The following is a 16,012-nucleotide window of genomic DNA, read 5'->3' on the forward strand; positions in this document are numbered from 1 at the left end:
GGGCGCGCGCGCCCCGCCCCCCCCCCCCCCGCGCCCCCAAAACGCCCCGCCGCGGCCGCCCCCACCTCTCGGCCCCCCCCCACGCCGCGCTTTCCTGGACGGCTGATCGGGATCGTGCGCGGCACCGCCGCCACGTCCAGCCCGGGTCGCTCAGCCCGATCGATCAGGGCATTGCGGCGCAGTCGAGCGCTCCCGAGCGGACGTCGACAGCGACTCACCGACGGCAGACCGACCCGGCCGTCCACGGATCCGCCACACTGACCTCGTGACGAACCGTGAGATCGCCGCGATCGTGTGCGCCCTCGTCGCCGCGCTCCTGTTCGCGGTGGCCTCGGTAGCGCAGCAACACGCGGCCGCGGCCGTCCCGGAGGGATCGGCGCTGATGCGGTCTCTGCTCCGGAGCAAGCGGTGGTGGGCCGCGATCGTCGGTGACGCCGGCGGGTACGGCATGCAGGTGCTCGCCCTCAGCCTCGGCGCGGTACTCGTCGTGCAACCGATTCTGGTGAGCTCGCTGGTCTTCGCGCTGCCACTGGCGGCGCGGTTGAACCATCAGCGGATCACCGGGCGGGCCGCGGCGACCGCACTGGTCCTCGTCGCAGCCCTTGTCGTGTTCCTGATCGTCGGCAACCCGACCGCGGGCGAGGAGACCGCGCCGCTACGAGAGTGGCTGGTGCCCTTGGCGATTCTGCTGAGCATCGTCGCCCTCGCGACCCTGGCCGGGTTCCTCGTCCCCAACCGGTCGGAGCGGGCGCTGGCCCTCGGTCTCGCCGGTGGCGCGCTGTTCGGCCTGGCCGCCGCGCTCACCGACCGCGTGGTCACCCTGTTCGGCGACGGACCGGGCGCCCTGCTCACCGGCTGGCAGACCTGGGCGCTGGTCGCGGCCGGCCTCCTCGGCTTCTACCTGCAACAGCGGGCCTACCACGCCGGACCGCTGGCCGCGTCGCTGCCCGCCGCGGCGGTCGCCGAACCGCTGGCCGCCGCGTTCCTCGGTCTCACCGCCCTCGACGAGCAGCTGCGCACCGACGGCGCCGGTCTGATCGTCGTCGCCGCCAGTGTCGTGGTGATGTGTGTGGCCACGGTCGCGCTGTGCCGGACCCAGGCGGCGCCGCTGTCCGAGACGGGCGAACCCGGGCACTGAGGTCTCGCACACGCCGACCCTCACAGGGCTATCATCGGCCAAGTGCGCTTTCTTCCGGGACCCCAGCCGCCGTATGACCTGACCTACGACGACATCTTCCTCGTCCCGAACCGGACGGATGTCGCGTCCCGGTTCGATGTGGACCTGGCCAGCGTCGACGGATCCGGCACCACCATCCCCCTCGTGGTCGCGAACATGACCGCCGTCGCGGGCAAGCGGATGGCCGAGACCGTCGCCCGGCGCGGCGGCATCGTTGTCCTGCCCCAGGATCTGCCGATCCCGGCGGCCGCCGACACCATCGCGTTCGTGAAGAGCCGCTCGCTCACCGCCGACACCCCCGTCACCCTCGATCCCGATCGGTCGGTGTCCGACGCGATGGCGCTGATGCACAAGCGCGCGCACGGCGCTGTGGTCGTCGTCGAGGACGGCAAGCCGGTCGGTGTGGTCACCGAGGCCGCCTGCGCCGATGTCGACCGGTTCGCGCGCCTGCGTGAGGTGGCGCTCACCGATTTCGTCCAGGCCCCGGTAGATCTGTCCCCGCGCGAGATCTTCGACCGGCTCGCCGAGGACCACGCCAAGCTCGCCGTGCTCACACACACCGACGGAACCCTCGCGGGCGTGATAACCCGCACCGGCGCGATCCGCGCAGGCATCTACACCCCCGCGGTCGACGACAAGGGGCAGCTGCGCGTCGCTGCCGCCGTCGGCATCAACGGTGACGTGGCAGCCAAGGCCAAGGCGCTGGCCGAGGCGGGCGCCGACGTGCTCGTCCTCGACACGGCGCACGGCCACCAGGCCAAGATGCTCGAATCCTTGCGTACCGTCGCCGATCTCGGGCTCGGACTGCCGCTGGTCGCGGGCAATGTGGTCTCGGCCGAAGGCACCCGCGATCTGGCCGAGGCGGGCGCGACGATCATCAAGGTCGGGGTCGGCCCCGGCGCCATGTGCACCACCCGCATGATGACCGGCGTCGGCCGCCCGCAGTTCTCCGCGGTGGCCGAATGTGCCACGGCGGCCAAGGAACTCGGCGTGCACGTCTGGGCCGACGGCGGCGTGCGGCATCCGCGCGATGTCGCGCTGGCACTGGCGGCGGGCGCGTCGAACGTGATGATCGGCTCGTGGTTCGCAGGCACCTACGAATCCCCGGGCGATCTGCGCGTCGACCGGGACGGCAACGCCTACAAGGAAAGTTTCGGCATGGCTTCCAAGCGTGCCGTCGCCGCGCGTACCGCCGCCGACAGCGGCTTCGACCGGGCCCGCAAGGCACTGTTCGAGGAGGGCATCTCCAGCTCGCGCATGCGTCTGGACCCCGAGCGTCCCGGCGTCGAGGATCTCATCGACCACATCTGCTCGGGCGTGCGCAGCTCCTGCACCTACGCCGGAGCCCGCACGCTGCCCGAATTCCACGAGCGCGCGATCCTGGGTGTGCAGTCCGCGGCCGGTTTCGCCGAGGGCCGCCCGCTGCCCAGCGGCTGGTGATCGCTGCCTGACCGTGGCCGATCGGAACTCGTGTTCCGCTCGGCCACAGTCGTGCTCGACGCGCACCAGAGCGCCCGCGGGTGAGCTGACCGCGCCGCTGACACATCATCGGTGGGGAACGATTACTATGGAGTTGCCGATCTCGGCAGCGCTTTTTCCCACCGCGAAAGGATCCAGTTGTCACCCGCGTCCAAGGGCGCCACACAGGAGGGTTCCTCTACGGAGCCGGGTGACCAACCCGGCGTCCTCCTTTTCGCAGCGTCCGTTCGATCTCTCGATTTCCCCGCCGCACCGCCCGGGTGGTGCTGAGGATGTCCATCGTTCTGACCGTGCTCAGCCTGATCGGTTTCGTGGCTCTCACGCTCGGCACCGCACTGTTCGTCGCCGCCGAATTCTCCCTCACCGCGCTGGAACGCAGCACCGTCGAAGCGGCGGCCCGCGCCGGTGACGTCCGGTCCCGGCTGGTCAAGCAGGCCCATCACACCCTGTCGTTCCAGCTCTCGGGCGCCCAGCTGGGCATCACCATCACCACGCTCGTCACCGGCTTCATCGCCGAACCCGTGCTGGCCCGGCTGCTCGACCCGCTGCTGGAGGCGGCCGGGCTGAGCCCGAGCGCCGCGCACGGTGTCGCCCTGGTGGTCGCCTTGATCCTGGCGACCTCGCTGTCGATGATCTACGGCGAGCTGGTGCCCAAGAACATCGCCATCGCCAAGCCGATGGCGACGGCCCGGCTCACCGCGGGCCCGATGATCGGGTTCTCGGTCATGTTCAAATGGCTGATCCGTTTCCTCAACGGCGCCGCCAACTGGATCGTGCGCAGGCTGGGCATCGAGCCCGCCGAGGAACTGCGCTCGGCCCGCTCACCGCAGGAGCTCGGTTCGCTGGTGCGCACCTCCGCCCTGCGCGGGGCCATGGATCAACGCACCGCGCAGGTGATGGACCGCTCGCTGGAGTTCGGTGAGCGCAGCGCCGAGGACCTGATGACACCGCGCGTGAAGGTCGAGTCGCTCGATCGCGACGACACCATCGCCGACCTCATCGCCGCCTCCGCCCGCACCGGATACTCCCGGTTCCCGGTCATCGACGGCGATCTCGACAACGCGCTCGGCGTCGTGCACGTCAAGCAGGCGTTCACCCATCCCGCGCATCTGCGCAAGCAGATCCCGTTGAGCAAGCTGGCCGTCGCTGTGCCGATCGTGCCGGCGAGCCTCGACGGCGACGACGTCATGGAGCGGGTCCGCGCCGACGGCATGCAGGTGGCGCTCGTCGTCGACGAGTACGGCGGCACCGCGGGCCTGGTGACCATGGAGGACCTCATCGAGGAGATCCTCGGCGACGTACGCGACGAGCACGACGAGGAGGAACGCGATGTGCGCCGGGTCTCCGACGGCTGGGACTGCTCGGGCCTGATGCGCATCGACGAGGTGTCGCGGGCGACCGGATACGAAGCGCCGGAAGGTGAATACGAGACACTGGGTGGTTTGGTGCTGACCCAGCTCGGCCGGATTCCGGCCACCGGCGACGAGGTGGTGCTGCCCGCATCCCGCGGTTCCGGCGGCGGCTGGATCGCCAGGGTGGAACGAATGGACGGGCGGCGCATCGACCGGGTGCGGTTGATCCCCGTCGACGCGGCGTACCTGGCGGCACGGGAGCACAATCATGGGTGATTTGTTCGGCATCGTGCTGACCTTCGTGCTGCTGGCGGGCAACGCGTTCTTCGTCGCCGCCGAGTTCGCGCTGATCTCCGCCCGCCGTGACCGGCTGGAAGCCCTTGTCGCCCAGGGCAAGAAGAACGCGAAGACCGTCATCGAGGCGGGCGAGAACCTGTCGATCATGCTGGCGGCGGCCCAGCTCGGCATCACCATCTGCTCGATCCTGCTCGGCCGGGTCGGTGAGCCCGCGGTGGCGCATCTGCTCGAGCGGCCGTTCGACCTGGCGGGCCTGCCCGATCAGCTGCTGCATCCGGTGGCGTTCACTCTCGCGCTCACAGTGGTGGTGATCCTGCACATCCTGCTGGGCGAGATGGTGCCGAAGAACATCGCGCTGGCCGGTCCGGAACGCTCGGCGCTGCTGCTGGTGCCGATCCACCTGGTCTGGTTGCGGATCGCACGCCCGCTCATCGCGCTCTACAACTTCCTGGCCAACGTCTCGCTGCGGGCGATGCGGGTCGAGCCGAAGGACGAGCTCGACGCCACGGTGTCGACGGTGGAACTGGCCGAGATGATCGGCGAGTCGCGCTCGGAGGGACTGCTCGACGAGGAGGAACACCGCAGGCTCACCCAGGCGCTCGGCACCTCGGAGCGGATCGTCGGCGATGTGATGGTGCCGTTGGCGCAGGCGCGTTCGGTGCCGTTGCGCGGCAACGGAACCACGCTCGGCGACATCGAGGCCGCGGTCGGCGAGACCGGCTTCTCCCGGTATCCGGTGCGCGCCACCGACGGGTCGCTGGTCGGCTACCTGCACGTCAAGGATGTCCTCGACAAGGTCGCCGACGACACCGCGGGCCCGGAGACGCAGATCCCCCGCACCGATATCCGGCCGCTGCCGACGGTGAGCACGGGCACCACCCTCTACGAGGCGCTCGCCCGGCTGCGCCGCACCAACAGTCACCTCGGCAGGGTGGTGGACAGCCGCGGCAACACCGTCGGTGTGGTGGCGATGGAGGACCTGATCGAGGAGTTCGTCGGCACCGTGCGCGACGGAACCCATCGCCTCATCGAGTAGGCGTCGCGCGGGCGGTCGCCGAGGTGTTACCCGGTGACCGCTCCGTGCGCGGCCGAGCTGACGAGTTTGCGGTACTTGGCCAGGACGCCGGAGGTGTACTTGGGCGGCAGCGGCTCCCAGCCGACCTTGCGCCGAGCGAGTTCGGTCTCGTCGATCTCGACGTCGAGGATCCGGTTGGCGACGTCGAGGACGATCGGGTCACCGTCTCGGACGAAGGCGATCGGCCCGCCGTCCACGGCTTCGGGAGCGACATGGCCGACGCACAAACCGGTCGTGCCGCCGGAGAATCGGCCGTCGGTGAGCAGCAGGACGTCCTTGCCGAGACCCGCACCCTTGATCGCGCCGGTGATGGCGAGCATCTCGCGCATCCCGGGGCCGCCCTTGGGTCCCTCGTTGCGGATGACGACCACGTCACCGGCCACGATCGTGCCGTTCTCGAGCGCGTCCATCGCGGCGCGCTCCCCGTCGAACACCCGTGCCGTCCCGCGGAAGACGTCGGAGTCGAAGCCCGCGCTCTTCACCACCGCGCCTTCGGGCGCCAGTGAGCCGTGCAGGATGGTGAGCCCGCCCGACTTGTGGATCGGCCGATCGAGCCGCCGGATGACCTCGCCGTCGAGGCCCAGCTCGAGGTGGGCGAGGTTCTCGGCCATGGTCTTGCCGGTGACGGTCATGACCTCGCCGTGCATGAGGCCCGCGTCGAGCAGGGCCTTCATCACGACGGGGATGCCACCGACGCGGTCGACGTCGTTCATGACGTAGCGGCCGAACGGCTTGAGGTCGCCCAGGTGCGGCACCTTGTCACCGACCCGGTTGAAGTCGGCGAGGGTGAGGTCGACCCCGGCCTCGCGGGCGATGGCGAGCAGATGCAATACGGCATTGGTGGATCCGCCCAGTGCCATGACGACCGTGATGGCGTTTTCGAACGCCTCCAAGGTCAGGATGTCGCGCGCGGTGATGCCCCGGCGCAGCAACTCGACGACGGCCGCACCGGACTTGCGGGCGTAGTCGTCACGGCGACGGTCGGGAGCGGGCGGGGCGGCCGATCCGGGCAGGCTCATGCCGAGTGCCTCGGCGGCCGAGGCCATGGTGTTGGCCGTGTACATCCCGCCGCAGGCGCCTTCGCCGGGACAGATCGCCCGCTCGATGCGGTCGACCTCGTCCCGGGTGATCAGGCCCTTGATGCAGGCGCCGACGGCCTCGAACGCGTCGATGATGGTGACGTCCTTGCCGTCGACATTGCCCGGCAGGGTCGAGCCCGCGTAGAGGAAGACGCTGGCCAGGTCCAGCCGCGCGGCGGCCATCAGCATGCCGGGCAGGCTCTTGTCGCACCCGGCGAGCAGCACCGACCCGTCGAGGCGCTCGGCCATCATGACGGTCTCGACGGAGTCGGCGATGATCTCGCGGCTGACCAGCGAGAAATGCATGCCCTCGTGGCCCATCGAGATCCCGTCGGACACCGAGATCGTGCCGAACTCGAGCGGATAACCACCCGCCGCGTGGACACCCTCCTTCACCGCGTCGGCCAGACGGTCGAGCGAGAGATTGCAGGGGGTGATTTCGTTCCAGCTGGACGCGACACCGATCTGCGGTTTGGCCCAGTCCTCGTCGCCCATGCCGACAGCGCGCAGCATGCCACGGGCAGCGGTCTTCTCGAGTCCGTCGGTGACATCACGGGAGCGCGGCTTGATGTCGATCGACGGGTCGGTATCGGATGCCATGGGACAAGCCTACGACCCACGAAACGCCGACCGACGCCCCACACGCAGGGCGTGTCCTCTCCCAGGCGAACAAATGTGGAGAGATTGTGGACGGTTTCCAGGGATCTGGGTGATGAACAGCGACGGCAGCGATCCCCGGCGCCTGAGCGATCCGGCGATCTCCGCACGCGCGGCCAGTTGGGGCGCGCGAACGGAGTCGTGACGGCCGTCATCCGCAGTGCGCCGCGGGAACCTGAAGGTCCAGCCGATGCCAGTCCCGCAGGTCACGCCCCAATTGCCGGTCGTGGGTGGCCACGACGACGGCGGCCGTGGTGGCCCGCAAGGCCTCCGTGAGCTCGTCGACCAGCGTGCCGGACAGGTGGTTGGTCGGCTCGTCGAGGAGCAGGAGGTGCGGGCGGGCGGCGAGGGCGCAGGCGAGATCGAGGCGGCGTTGCTGGCCCATCGACAGGTCGCCGATCGGCTTGTTCGCCTCGTGCGAGGACAGCAAGCCCAGCGAGCTCAGCGCGACCCGCTCACTCTCGGCGAGTAGCCCTGCGGTGACCAGCCCGGCGGTGTGCGCGTCGTAGACCTCGCGGGCCCTGCGACGCAGCGGCCATCGAGATTCCTGCTCCAGCAAGCGGATTCGCGCTGTGCGCGCCCGGTGCAGCTGCCCGGTGGTCGGGGTGAGCGATCCGCTCAGCACACTCAGCAGGGTGGACTTGCCCGCCCCGTTGGCGCCGCTGATCACCAGCCGGTCCCCGGAGTCCAGCGACAGCTCGACCGGTGCGGTCAATCGTCCCGCGACCGTCACCTGCTCGGCGCGCACCAGCGTGACCCCGGCCCGGACAGGCAGTTCGGGCATGGCGAACCGCTGCGGCGGCACCGGTGCGGTGATGCGGTGCCGTTCCAGTTCGTCCTGGCGACGGTGCACAGCGCGCGCCACCGAGCCCGCCCGCGTCGCCCGTTGGTGTTTGCCGGTGCCCTTGTCCGGTCGCCAGCCGGTGACCAGGCGGTTCTGGGCCGCCGACAGATCCTGCGCCAGCCGGGACCGTTCGTCGCGCTGCTGCTCGTACTCCTCGGCCCAGCGTTCCCGCTCGGCCCGGCGCCCGTCGCGGTATCCCGCGTAGCCACCGCCGTAGACGCGCGGACGGCCGTCGCGGGTGGGATCGAGATCGAGGAAGGTCTGCGCCACATCCGAGAGCAGGGCCCGGTCGTGGCTCACCACGACAATGCCACCCGGGAATGCCCGTAACCGGGCGGTCAGGAAGTCGAGCGCGGCTCGGTCGAGATGGTTGGTCGGCTCGTCCAGCAGCAGGAAGTCGTCCCCGGCGGCGAGCAGCACCGCCAACCGCACCCGGTAGCGCTGCCCCACCGACAGCGTGGACAGCGGACGGTCGCGGTCGGTGACGGCGCCGAGCCCGACCAGGGCGATGTCGACGCGTCGGTCGGCGTCCCAGGCGTCGAGCAGCTGCGCGAGGTCGAGCGCCTCGCTGTAGTCCTGGTCGGCCCCGGGACGGCCCGCGGCCATGGCCTCGGTCGCCTCGTCGAGGCGCTGCATCGCGACGCGGGCGGCGGCCAGGTGCTCGTCGATGACGGCGCCGACGGTGCGTTCGTCGTGGTCGGGCATCTCCTGCGTGGCCAGCGCCAGCGTGCCGACGCGCTGCACCGCGCCGTCGTCGGGGGAGAGCAGCCCGGCGAGGACGTGCAGCAGCGTGGATTTGCCGCGTCCGTTCTCCCCGACGATCCCCCACGGTGATCCCGGTGACACCGTCATGTCGACGCCGTCCAGCACGGTGCGCTCACCGCGCTGGACACGAATGTTCTGGCAGGTCAGTTGTGCCCGCGCACGGGCAGGCCGAATTCGGTTGGTCATGTCTTCCTCCGGGCACGCGTCACCCCACTGCCGGGGTACGGGATGTGCCGTGGTCGATGAACGCGCACAGCGGGCGCGAAGAAACATCGATGGCGGGGCCGTCAGCTGTCCGTCGGTGCGGACGCGGGCCCGAAGCTCTCAGAGGAAGTACACATGCACGGTGTCGACGATAACAAGGTCGCGGACACGCGTCGATTGTGTTTCTCGCCGCCAGGCCGTGGACCGCCGGTTCCGCTAGTGTCCGAGCAGATCCGCCTCGCATGGCGCCGGTCGGAAGGAAGCCGATGTCGCTCTCACGTCGACAGTTGATCACCGCGGCCGCGGTCGGCGGATCGCTCGCCGCGCTCGGAATTCCGGTCGGCCACGCGCAGGCTCCTGTTCTCGGTACGGGCGAGTTCGCCGCGCTCGCCGCGCGCGGCTACAACCGGCGGTTCCAGGCTCGACCGGCGAAGATCTACGCGCCCACCAGTACCGAGGAGGTGCGTAGCGCGGTCGCCAGGGCGGTCGCCGAGGACTCGAGGATCGCGGCGCGCTCGGGCGGGCACTGCTTCGACGACTTCGTCGACAACGCGCGGACCCGATCGATCATCGACCTCGGCCGGCTCGACGCGGTGTATTGGGACGAGCACCACCGCGCCTTCTCGGTCGACGCGGGCGCCGATATCGGCACCGTGTACAACGCCTTGCACCGCTGGGACGTCACGGTGCCGGGTGGGATCTGCCTCGGCGTCGGGATGGGCGGTCATCTCTGCGGTGGCGGCTATGGTCCGCTGTCGCGGCGATACGGGCTCGTCGCCGACCATCTGGCCGGGGTGGAGGTCGTCACGGTCGACGACGACGGCGACGCGAAAGTCGTTGTCGCGACCAGGAATGGACCCGACCACGACCTGTGGTGGGCGCACACCGGTGGTGGGGGCGGCAATTTCGGCGTGGTGACCCGGTTCCTGCTCCGATCCCCCGAATCCGACGGCTCCGACCCGGCGAACGCGCTGCCGAAACCCCCGGGCGCCATGCTCAACGCGCGGTTGATCCTGCCCATCACCACGGAGGATTCGTTCGTCCGCTTCCTCGGCAACTACCTCGGCTTCTTCGAACGTCACAGCGCACCCGGCAATGAATTCGCCGGCCTCTACGCGCCACTGATGATCAGGACGACCGGCACCGGCGCGGCCGAGATGCTGATCTTGTTCGATGCCGAAACCCCGGATGCGCGAATCCATTTCGACGATTTCGTCGCCACGGTGAGCGACGGCGTATTTCCCCCGCCCTTCCGCACCCCGGTCACCGAACTCTCCTACCCGGACACCGTGAACCAGGTGTACTACGCGAAGAGCCCGAACACCACGCGCGTCAAAGTAAAAGCCGCGTACCTGCGCAAGTCCTACTCCCCCGACCAACTCCGAATCTTCTACCGCTACCTCACCGACCTCCGCTTCCTCGGCGAATCCCAGCTCGAATTCCTCCCGTTCGGCGGCGCGGTCAATGCCGTCCCCGCCGATGCGACAGCCATGCCCGCGCGGAATTCGTTCATGACAATGCTGATTCACGCATCCTGGCGTTTCCCCTTCGACGACGATCGGTACGTGCGCTGGGCCCGCGAGATGTACCGCGACGTCCATGCCGAAACCGGCGGCGTTCCGGTACCGAACGACACCTACGGCGGCAGCTACATCAACTATCCCGACCCCGATCTGGCCGACGCCGCCTGGAACACCTCCGGCCTGCCGTGGCACGCCTTCTACTACGGCGGCAACTACCCGCGACTGCTCCGGATCAAGCAGGCCGCCGACCCGAAAAATGTCTTCCAGCACAGTCTCTCGATCGGCCGACCGGACTGGTGACTGTCACTCGGGTGCTCTCGGGTTCGGCTCGACGGTGTTTTCCGCGGCTTCGATCGGTGACACCGGTCAGGTGAGGGCGAGCACCCGGCACGGCCCGCCGGTACCGCCCGCGTGTTTCGGCGCGCCGACGATGACCGTCGCACCCGCCACCGGTACCGCGGCGAGGTTGGCGAGCATCTCCACGCCGTAGCGACCGGCGCCGAGAATGGCTGTGTGCGCACCGAATTCGGAGTCGGCTCCGGAATCCAGGCTGAGCGTATCGACGCCGACACCGACGATTCCGCAGTGCGCGACGAGGTAGTCCGCGGCTTCGGCGGAGAATCCCGGCGCGTGCGGCCGCCCTCGCTCGTCGAGATTGAGGAAGGTCGACGGTCGGGCGATGCGGCCTTCCCAGCCGGAATACATCGCGACGAAGGCGCGCTCCGGGATTTCCCCGTGCTGCGAGCGCCACCTGTCGATGTCGGCCACAGTCACCATCGCGTCGGCGTCGACGGCGGCCCTGGCACTGATGTCGATGACGACGAGCGGCGCGACGAGATCGTCGACGGCGAGGGCGTCCGTCGTGGTGGCGCCGGGTATCCGATGTGCCGGTGCGTCGACATGGGTGCCGGTGTGCTCCCAGTACCCCAGCGCGAACTGGCCGAACCCACCCGACGCGTGCCAGGCCACCGGGATCTTGACCATCGGCGGATTTCCCGGCCAGACCGGCAGCTCGGGAGTCAACGTGTGCGTGAGATCGACGACGCCACCGGAGCGGGGCGCGGCGACGGCGGGCGCGGGCGCCACCGCGGCCAGCGCGGTCAGACCCGCGAGGCCGAGCAGGGCTCGCCGGCTGGGCCGTGGCGCACCGTCGTGGGCGAGACGAACGATCTCGGGCGTGCACATCGGACTCAAGATAGTCGAACAAGCCTGGTCCGGCGCCTGATCAGGGCCGCCGTGTCACATCACCCCGAGCAGGTCTTCGAGACGGATCGGCAGGTCACGGATGCGCACACCGGTGGCGTGATAGACCGCGTTGCCCACCGCCGCGGCCGAGCCGACGATGCCGATCTCGCCGATTCCCTTGGAGCCCATGGGATTGACGTGGGGATCGTGTTCGTCGATCCAGCTCACGTCGATGTCGCCGACATCGGCGTTGGTCGGCAGGTGGTAGCCGGCGAGGTCGTGGTTGACCACCTGCCCGAAACGCTCGTCGAATTGGCTCTGTTCGAGCAACGCCATCGACACCCCCATGGTGATGCCGCCGATGAATTGCGAACGCGCCGTCAGCGGATTGATGATGCGGCCCGCGGCGAACACGCTGACCACGCGCGGCACCCGGATCTCGGCGGTGTCGATGTCCACCCGGACCTCGACGAAGTGTGCGCCGAACGCGTGTGTCGAATAGTCCTCGCGCGCAGGGTTTTCGGGAGCTGCCGTGGTGATCTCGGCACCGTCGGCGGGTTCTGGCCCGTATCGATCCCGGAAGGCCTTCGCCGCCGCCACCACGGCAGAGCCCCAGGACGCCATGCCGCTCGAGCCACCCGCGACTGATCCGGCGGGCAGGCGGGAATCGCCGATGCGCAGATCGATCCGGCGCTGGTCGACACCGAGAGCGTCGGCGGCGATCTGACCGAGGGTCGTCCAGGTGCCGGTACCGATGTCCACGGCGTCGATGGCGACTTCGTATCGATCGCCGGTCCACCGCACCCGGGCACTGTTGCCTCCGGCCACATCGGCCGGATAGGTCGCCGCCGCAACCCCGGACCCGATCAGCCATCGCCCCGCACGCCGCGCCCTCGGTGCCGGATCGCGATCCGCCCACCCGAAGCGCTCGGCTCCCGTACGGAGGCACTCGACCAGCCCGCGACTGGAGAACGGCCGCCCCGACTCCGGGTCGACCTCGGGTTCGTTGTGGATGCGCACCGCGATCGGGTCCATCCCGAGGGCGACCGCGAGCTCGTCGATCGCCGTCTCGGCGGCAAACATGCCAGGACAGTGGCCCGGCGCGCGCATCCACGACGTGACGGGCACATCCAATGCCGCGAGGCGATGGGAGGTCGAACGATTGGTCGCCGAATACATCATCCGGGAGGCGACGGCCGACTGCTCGGCGAATTCCTTGACCGTGGAGGTCTGTTCGACCACATCGTGGGCGATCGCGGTCAGGGTGCCGTCCCGATGCGCGCCGAGCCGGACCCGCTGGATGGTCGGCGTGCGGTAGCCGGTGAGCGAGAACAACTGCTGCCTGGTCAACGGCAGCTTCACCGGTCGGCCGTCGGCCAGTTTCGCCGCCATCGCCGCGAGCACGATGTGGGCGTGCGGTACGCCCTTGGACCCGAAGCCGCCGCCGACGTAGGGCGCGATGACCTCGACCTGCTCGGGCGCCAGCCCGAACAACGACGCGATCGTGGACCGCACGACATGCGGGCCCTGGGTGGAGTCGAACAGGACCAACGCGTCGCCGGTCCACTGCGCGACGGTGGCGTGTGGCTCCATCGCATTGTTGTGGATTATCGAGGTCGTATAGGTGTGGTCGATCGTCACCGGTGCGAGGTCGAGCGCGGTGTCCACATCGCCGATGGCGGTATCGGTGGCGAAGCCTCCGCTGACGTCGTCGGGCGCGTAGAGGTCGTCCCGGTCCGCGCTCAGGATGACATCGGCGGGGCTCTCGTCGTAGGTCACCCGCACCTGAGCCGCCGCTTCACGGGCGACCTCGGGGCTGGTCGCGACGACCGCGCCGATCAGCTGACCGCGGAAGGCCACGTCGTCGTTCTGCAGGATGAACAGTTCGTTGTCGTCGTCGCAAGCCAACCGCGCGGCATTGTGCCGGGTGAGTACGGCGACGACGCCGTCGATCCGCTCGGCCGCGCTCGTGTCGATCTCCCGCACCCGGCCACGGATGATGGCCGCCTGGATCGGATAACCGTGCAGCGGGTCCCGCTGTGGATGTTCCATCGCGTAGGGCGCGCGACCGCGCAGCTTCGCCGGGCCGTCGATCCGGGTGGGCGAAGTGCCCATCGCCCGTGGATGAATCGAGGAGCTCATCGCGCCTCCTGCTCGGTCAGTGCGCGCAGCGTCGCGACGACGACATTGCGCGCCAACGGGATCTTGAACGCGTTCTGGCGCTGTGGTCGCGCGGCGGCGAGCTCGGCGTCCGCCGCGGCGGCGAAGTTCTGCTCGGTGGCGGCGGTGCCGCGCAGCGCGTCCTCGGCGGCGCGGGCTCGCCACGGCTTGTGCGCGACCCCGCCGAACGCGATCCGCGCGTCGCGCACGACACCGTCGGCGATATCGAGCGCCGCCGCCACCGACACCAGCGCGAACGCGAAGGACGCGCGATCGCGCACCTTGCGGTAGGTGGACCTGGTGGCCCAGTCCAGCGCGGGCACGTCGACAGCGGTGATCAGGTCGCCGTGTTCGAGCACGGTATCGCGCTCGGGTTCGGCACCCGGCAGCCGATGCAGGTCGACGACGGGAATCTCACGCTCGCCGTTCGCGCCGAGCACCCGCACCACCGCGTCCAACGCGGCCAGCGCCACCGCCATGTCCGACGGATGGGTGGCGATGCAGTCGCTGGACGCGCCGAGGATGGCATGGTCCCGATCGAATCCGCCGATCGCCGAGCAACCACTGCCCGGTTCCCGTTTGTTGCACGGCGTTGTCGGATCCTGGAAGTAGGGACACCGGGTGCGTTGCAGCAGGTTGCCGCCGGTGGTGGCCAGGTTGCGCAGTTGCGCCGACGCGCCGGCCAGCAGTGCCGACGACAGCATCGGATAGCGCGCCCGGATGATCGGGTGGGCGGCCAGATCGGCATTGCGCACGGCCGCGCCGATGCGCACGCCGCCTCCTGGACGCTCGGTCACCTCGTCGAACGGCAGCCTGCTGACATCGACCAGCCGACCGGGAGCGATGATCCCGAGCTTGAGATGATCGACGAGATTAGTTCCCGCGCCGAGGAATACGGCATCGGGCTGGGCGAGAACCGCGGCGACCGCACCCGCCGCGTCGTCGGCGCGCTCGTAGACGAACTCCCTCATCGCCCAACCTCCAGGATCGCCGCGACGATGTTCGGATAGGCACCGCACCGGCACAGATTGCCGCTCATCCGCTCGCTGACTTCCTCGGCGCTCAGTGCGATCTCGGCGGTCGCGTCCGCGGTCACCAGGCTCGGCGCGCCCGCCTTCATCTCGTCGAGCATGCCGACCGCCGAGCAGATCTGGCCCGGCGTGCAGTACCCGCACTGGAAGCCGTCGTGCGCGAGGAATGCCTGCTGGACCGGATGCAGCTCGTCACCGTCGGTGAGCCCGTCGGCGGTGACGATCGTCGCGCCCTCGTTGGCCACGGCCAATGCCAGGCAGAGGGTGGCCCGGCGCCCGTCCAGCAGGACGGTGCACGACCCGCACTGCCCGTGATCACACCCCTTCTTCGGGGTCGTCACGCCCAGCTGTTCACGCAGGACGTCCAGCAGTGTGGCTCGGGTGTCGACGGTGACCGTCCGGTCCTGTCCGTCGACGGTCAAACTGATCTGCGCGCGCATCGAAGATGCCTCTCGCCGGGGGGACACCGATTCCGCATCGACCAACGCAGCTGAGCTTTTCGGCTCGCTACCAGTTTCTGTCCATCCTTGTGCTCACACGCCCGTCCGCCACGCTACCAATGCGCGGTCGGCGAACCAGTGCGCCGCCGAGGCACTCGTTTGCGCTGTGCGGCGCCGGGTATGGGCCGCACTGTACGAGAAACCGAATCCAGCCCGTGGCGGCGACGCCGTCGGGCTGGGGAAGGAGTACCAGTGAGCACGGTAGCCGCAACTGTCGATGTGGATGTCCCGATCCGGACGGCCTACAACCAGTGGACCCAGTTCGAGACATTTCCGCAGTTCATGGAGGGAGTCGAGCAGGTCAGCCAGCTCGACGACCGGCACACGCACTGGCGCATCCACGTCGGCCCGTCGACGCGCGAGTTCGACGCCACCATCACCGAGCAGCACCCGGACGAGCGCGTCGCCTGGAAATCCGACAGTGGACCCGAGCACGCCGGAGTCATCACCTTTCACCGCCTCGACGACACCCACACCCGGATCACCGCGCAGATGGAGGTCGACCCGGAAGGGTTCGTCGAAACCGCCGCCGACAAGCTCGGCGTGCTGAAGCACCGCGTGCACGGTGACATGACCCGCTTCAAGCACTTCATCGAGAGCGAGGGCCTCGAGACCGGCGCTTGGCGCGGCGACATCCCGCGCCCCGACGCGGGATTCTGACCGCAGATCTCGACGCACAGACGG

General features: G+C 69.4%; 12 protein-coding genes. 6 read left to right on the plus strand and 6 right to left on the minus strand.

Annotation, left to right across the window (positions count from 1 at the left end):
* Window positions 1–265: 265 nt before the first annotated feature.
* From ACWF9G_RS13495 to ACWF9G_RS13510, 4 genes are all read left to right on the plus strand, one after another.
* The gene (locus tag ACWF9G_RS13495; RefSeq protein ID WP_452515448.1) at window positions 266–1,138 is read left to right on the plus strand and encodes a DMT family transporter; all 873 of its coding nucleotides are present in this window, start codon (window positions 266–268) and stop codon (window positions 1,136–1,138) included.
* A 42-nt stretch (window positions 1,139–1,180) separates the two neighbouring features.
* Window positions 1,181–2,617 carry a GuaB1 family IMP dehydrogenase-related protein gene (locus tag ACWF9G_RS13500; protein ID WP_452515449.1) on the plus strand — a complete coding sequence of 479 codons (1,437 nt, stop codon included), beginning with the start codon at window positions 1,181–1,183 and terminating at the stop codon, window positions 2,615–2,617.
* Window positions 2,618–2,928: 311 nt separating this feature from the next.
* Window positions 2,929–4,284: a hemolysin family protein gene (locus ACWF9G_RS13505; protein WP_452515451.1), complete on the plus strand. Its 1,356-nt coding sequence runs from the start codon at window positions 2,929–2,931 to the stop codon at window positions 4,282–4,284.
* Entirely contained in the window at window positions 4,277–5,341 is a 1,065-nt protein-coding gene (locus tag ACWF9G_RS13510) for a hemolysin family protein (protein WP_379309401.1), read from the plus strand. Before ACWF9G_RS13505 ends, ACWF9G_RS13510 begins: the two co-directional genes overlap by 8 nt.
* Before the next feature lie 26 nt (window positions 5,342–5,367).
* Here the strand turns inward: ACWF9G_RS13510 and ilvD are convergent, their stop codons facing one another.
* On the minus strand, window positions 5,368–7,059 hold the full coding sequence (ilvD, locus tag ACWF9G_RS13515) for a dihydroxy-acid dehydratase (protein WP_452515453.1): 1,692 nt from the start codon (window positions 7,057–7,059) through the stop codon (window positions 5,368–5,370).
* A 208-nt stretch (window positions 7,060–7,267) separates the two neighbouring features.
* Window positions 7,268–8,911, minus strand: a complete 1,644-nt coding sequence (locus tag ACWF9G_RS13520) for an ABC-F family ATP-binding cassette domain-containing protein (RefSeq protein WP_452515455.1) — start codon at window positions 8,909–8,911, stop codon at window positions 7,268–7,270.
* A gap of 284 nt (window positions 8,912–9,195) precedes the next feature.
* On the opposite strand from ACWF9G_RS13520, the gene ACWF9G_RS13525 reads away from it, so the two are divergent.
* Window positions 9,196–10,752: an FAD-binding oxidoreductase gene (locus ACWF9G_RS13525; RefSeq protein ID WP_452515457.1), complete on the plus strand. Its 1,557-nt coding sequence runs from the start codon at window positions 9,196–9,198 to the stop codon at window positions 10,750–10,752.
* A gap of 66 nt (window positions 10,753–10,818) precedes the next feature.
* On the opposite strand, the gene ACWF9G_RS13530 is transcribed toward ACWF9G_RS13525, so the two are convergent.
* Genes ACWF9G_RS13530 through ACWF9G_RS13545 form a run of 4 tightly spaced genes read right to left on the minus strand, consistent with a single transcriptional unit; the run spans window position 10,819 to window position 15,268 of the window.
* Window positions 10,819–11,637 carry a cyclase family protein gene (locus ACWF9G_RS13530; RefSeq protein ID WP_452515459.1) on the minus strand — a complete coding sequence of 273 codons (819 nt, stop codon included), beginning with the start codon at window positions 11,635–11,637 and terminating at the stop codon, window positions 10,819–10,821.
* Between the two features lie 54 nt (window positions 11,638–11,691).
* On the minus strand, window positions 11,692–13,779 hold the full coding sequence (locus ACWF9G_RS13535) for a xanthine dehydrogenase family protein molybdopterin-binding subunit (protein ID WP_452515461.1): 2,088 nt from the start codon (window positions 13,777–13,779) through the stop codon (window positions 11,692–11,694).
* Window positions 13,776–14,768 carry an FAD binding domain-containing protein gene (locus ACWF9G_RS13540; RefSeq protein WP_452515463.1) on the minus strand — a complete coding sequence of 331 codons (993 nt, stop codon included), beginning with the start codon at window positions 14,766–14,768 and terminating at the stop codon, window positions 13,776–13,778. The genes ACWF9G_RS13535 and ACWF9G_RS13540 overlap by 4 nt, the downstream gene beginning before the upstream one ends.
* Window positions 14,765–15,268 carry a 2Fe-2S iron-sulfur cluster-binding protein gene (locus ACWF9G_RS13545; protein WP_452515465.1) on the minus strand — a complete coding sequence of 168 codons (504 nt, stop codon included), beginning with the start codon at window positions 15,266–15,268 and terminating at the stop codon, window positions 14,765–14,767. The genes ACWF9G_RS13540 and ACWF9G_RS13545 overlap by 4 nt, the downstream gene beginning before the upstream one ends.
* Window positions 15,269–15,520: 252 nt before the next feature.
* Between ACWF9G_RS13545 and ACWF9G_RS13550 the strand changes: the two genes are divergently transcribed.
* Window positions 15,521–15,988, plus strand: a complete 468-nt coding sequence (locus ACWF9G_RS13550; RefSeq protein ID WP_452515466.1) for an SRPBCC family protein — start codon at window positions 15,521–15,523, stop codon at window positions 15,986–15,988.
* Window positions 15,989–16,012 lie beyond the last annotated feature (24 nt).

Source organism: Nocardia sp. NPDC055029 (assembly GCF_053608525.1).

Excerpts from the sequence above, each read along its gene's own strand:
- ACWF9G_RS13505 (WP_452515451.1), top strand. The coding sequence starts at position 2,929 with ATGTCCATCGTTCTGACCGTGCTCAGCCTGATCGGTTTCGTGGCTCTC.
- ACWF9G_RS13510 (WP_379309401.1), top strand. The coding sequence starts at position 4,277 with ATGGGTGATTTGTTCGGCATCGTGCTGACCTTCGTGCTGCTGGCGGGC.
- ilvD (WP_452515453.1), bottom strand. The coding sequence starts at position 7,059 with ATGGCATCCGATACCGACCCGTCGATCGACATCAAGCCGCGCTCCCGT.
- ACWF9G_RS13520 (WP_452515455.1), bottom strand. The coding sequence starts at position 8,911 with ATGACCAACCGAATTCGGCCTGCCCGTGCGCGGGCACAACTGACCTGC.
- ACWF9G_RS13525 (WP_452515457.1), top strand. The coding sequence starts at position 9,196 with ATGTCGCTCTCACGTCGACAGTTGATCACCGCGGCCGCGGTCGGCGGA.
- ACWF9G_RS13530 (WP_452515459.1), bottom strand. The coding sequence starts at position 11,637 with ATGTGCACGCCCGAGATCGTTCGTCTCGCCCACGACGGTGCGCCACGG.
- ACWF9G_RS13535 (WP_452515461.1), bottom strand. The coding sequence starts at position 13,779 with ATGAGCTCCTCGATTCATCCACGGGCGATGGGCACTTCGCCCACCCGG.
- ACWF9G_RS13540 (WP_452515463.1), bottom strand. The coding sequence starts at position 14,768 with ATGAGGGAGTTCGTCTACGAGCGCGCCGACGACGCGGCGGGTGCGGTC.
- ACWF9G_RS13545 (WP_452515465.1), bottom strand. The coding sequence starts at position 15,268 with ATGCGCGCGCAGATCAGTTTGACCGTCGACGGACAGGACCGGACGGTC.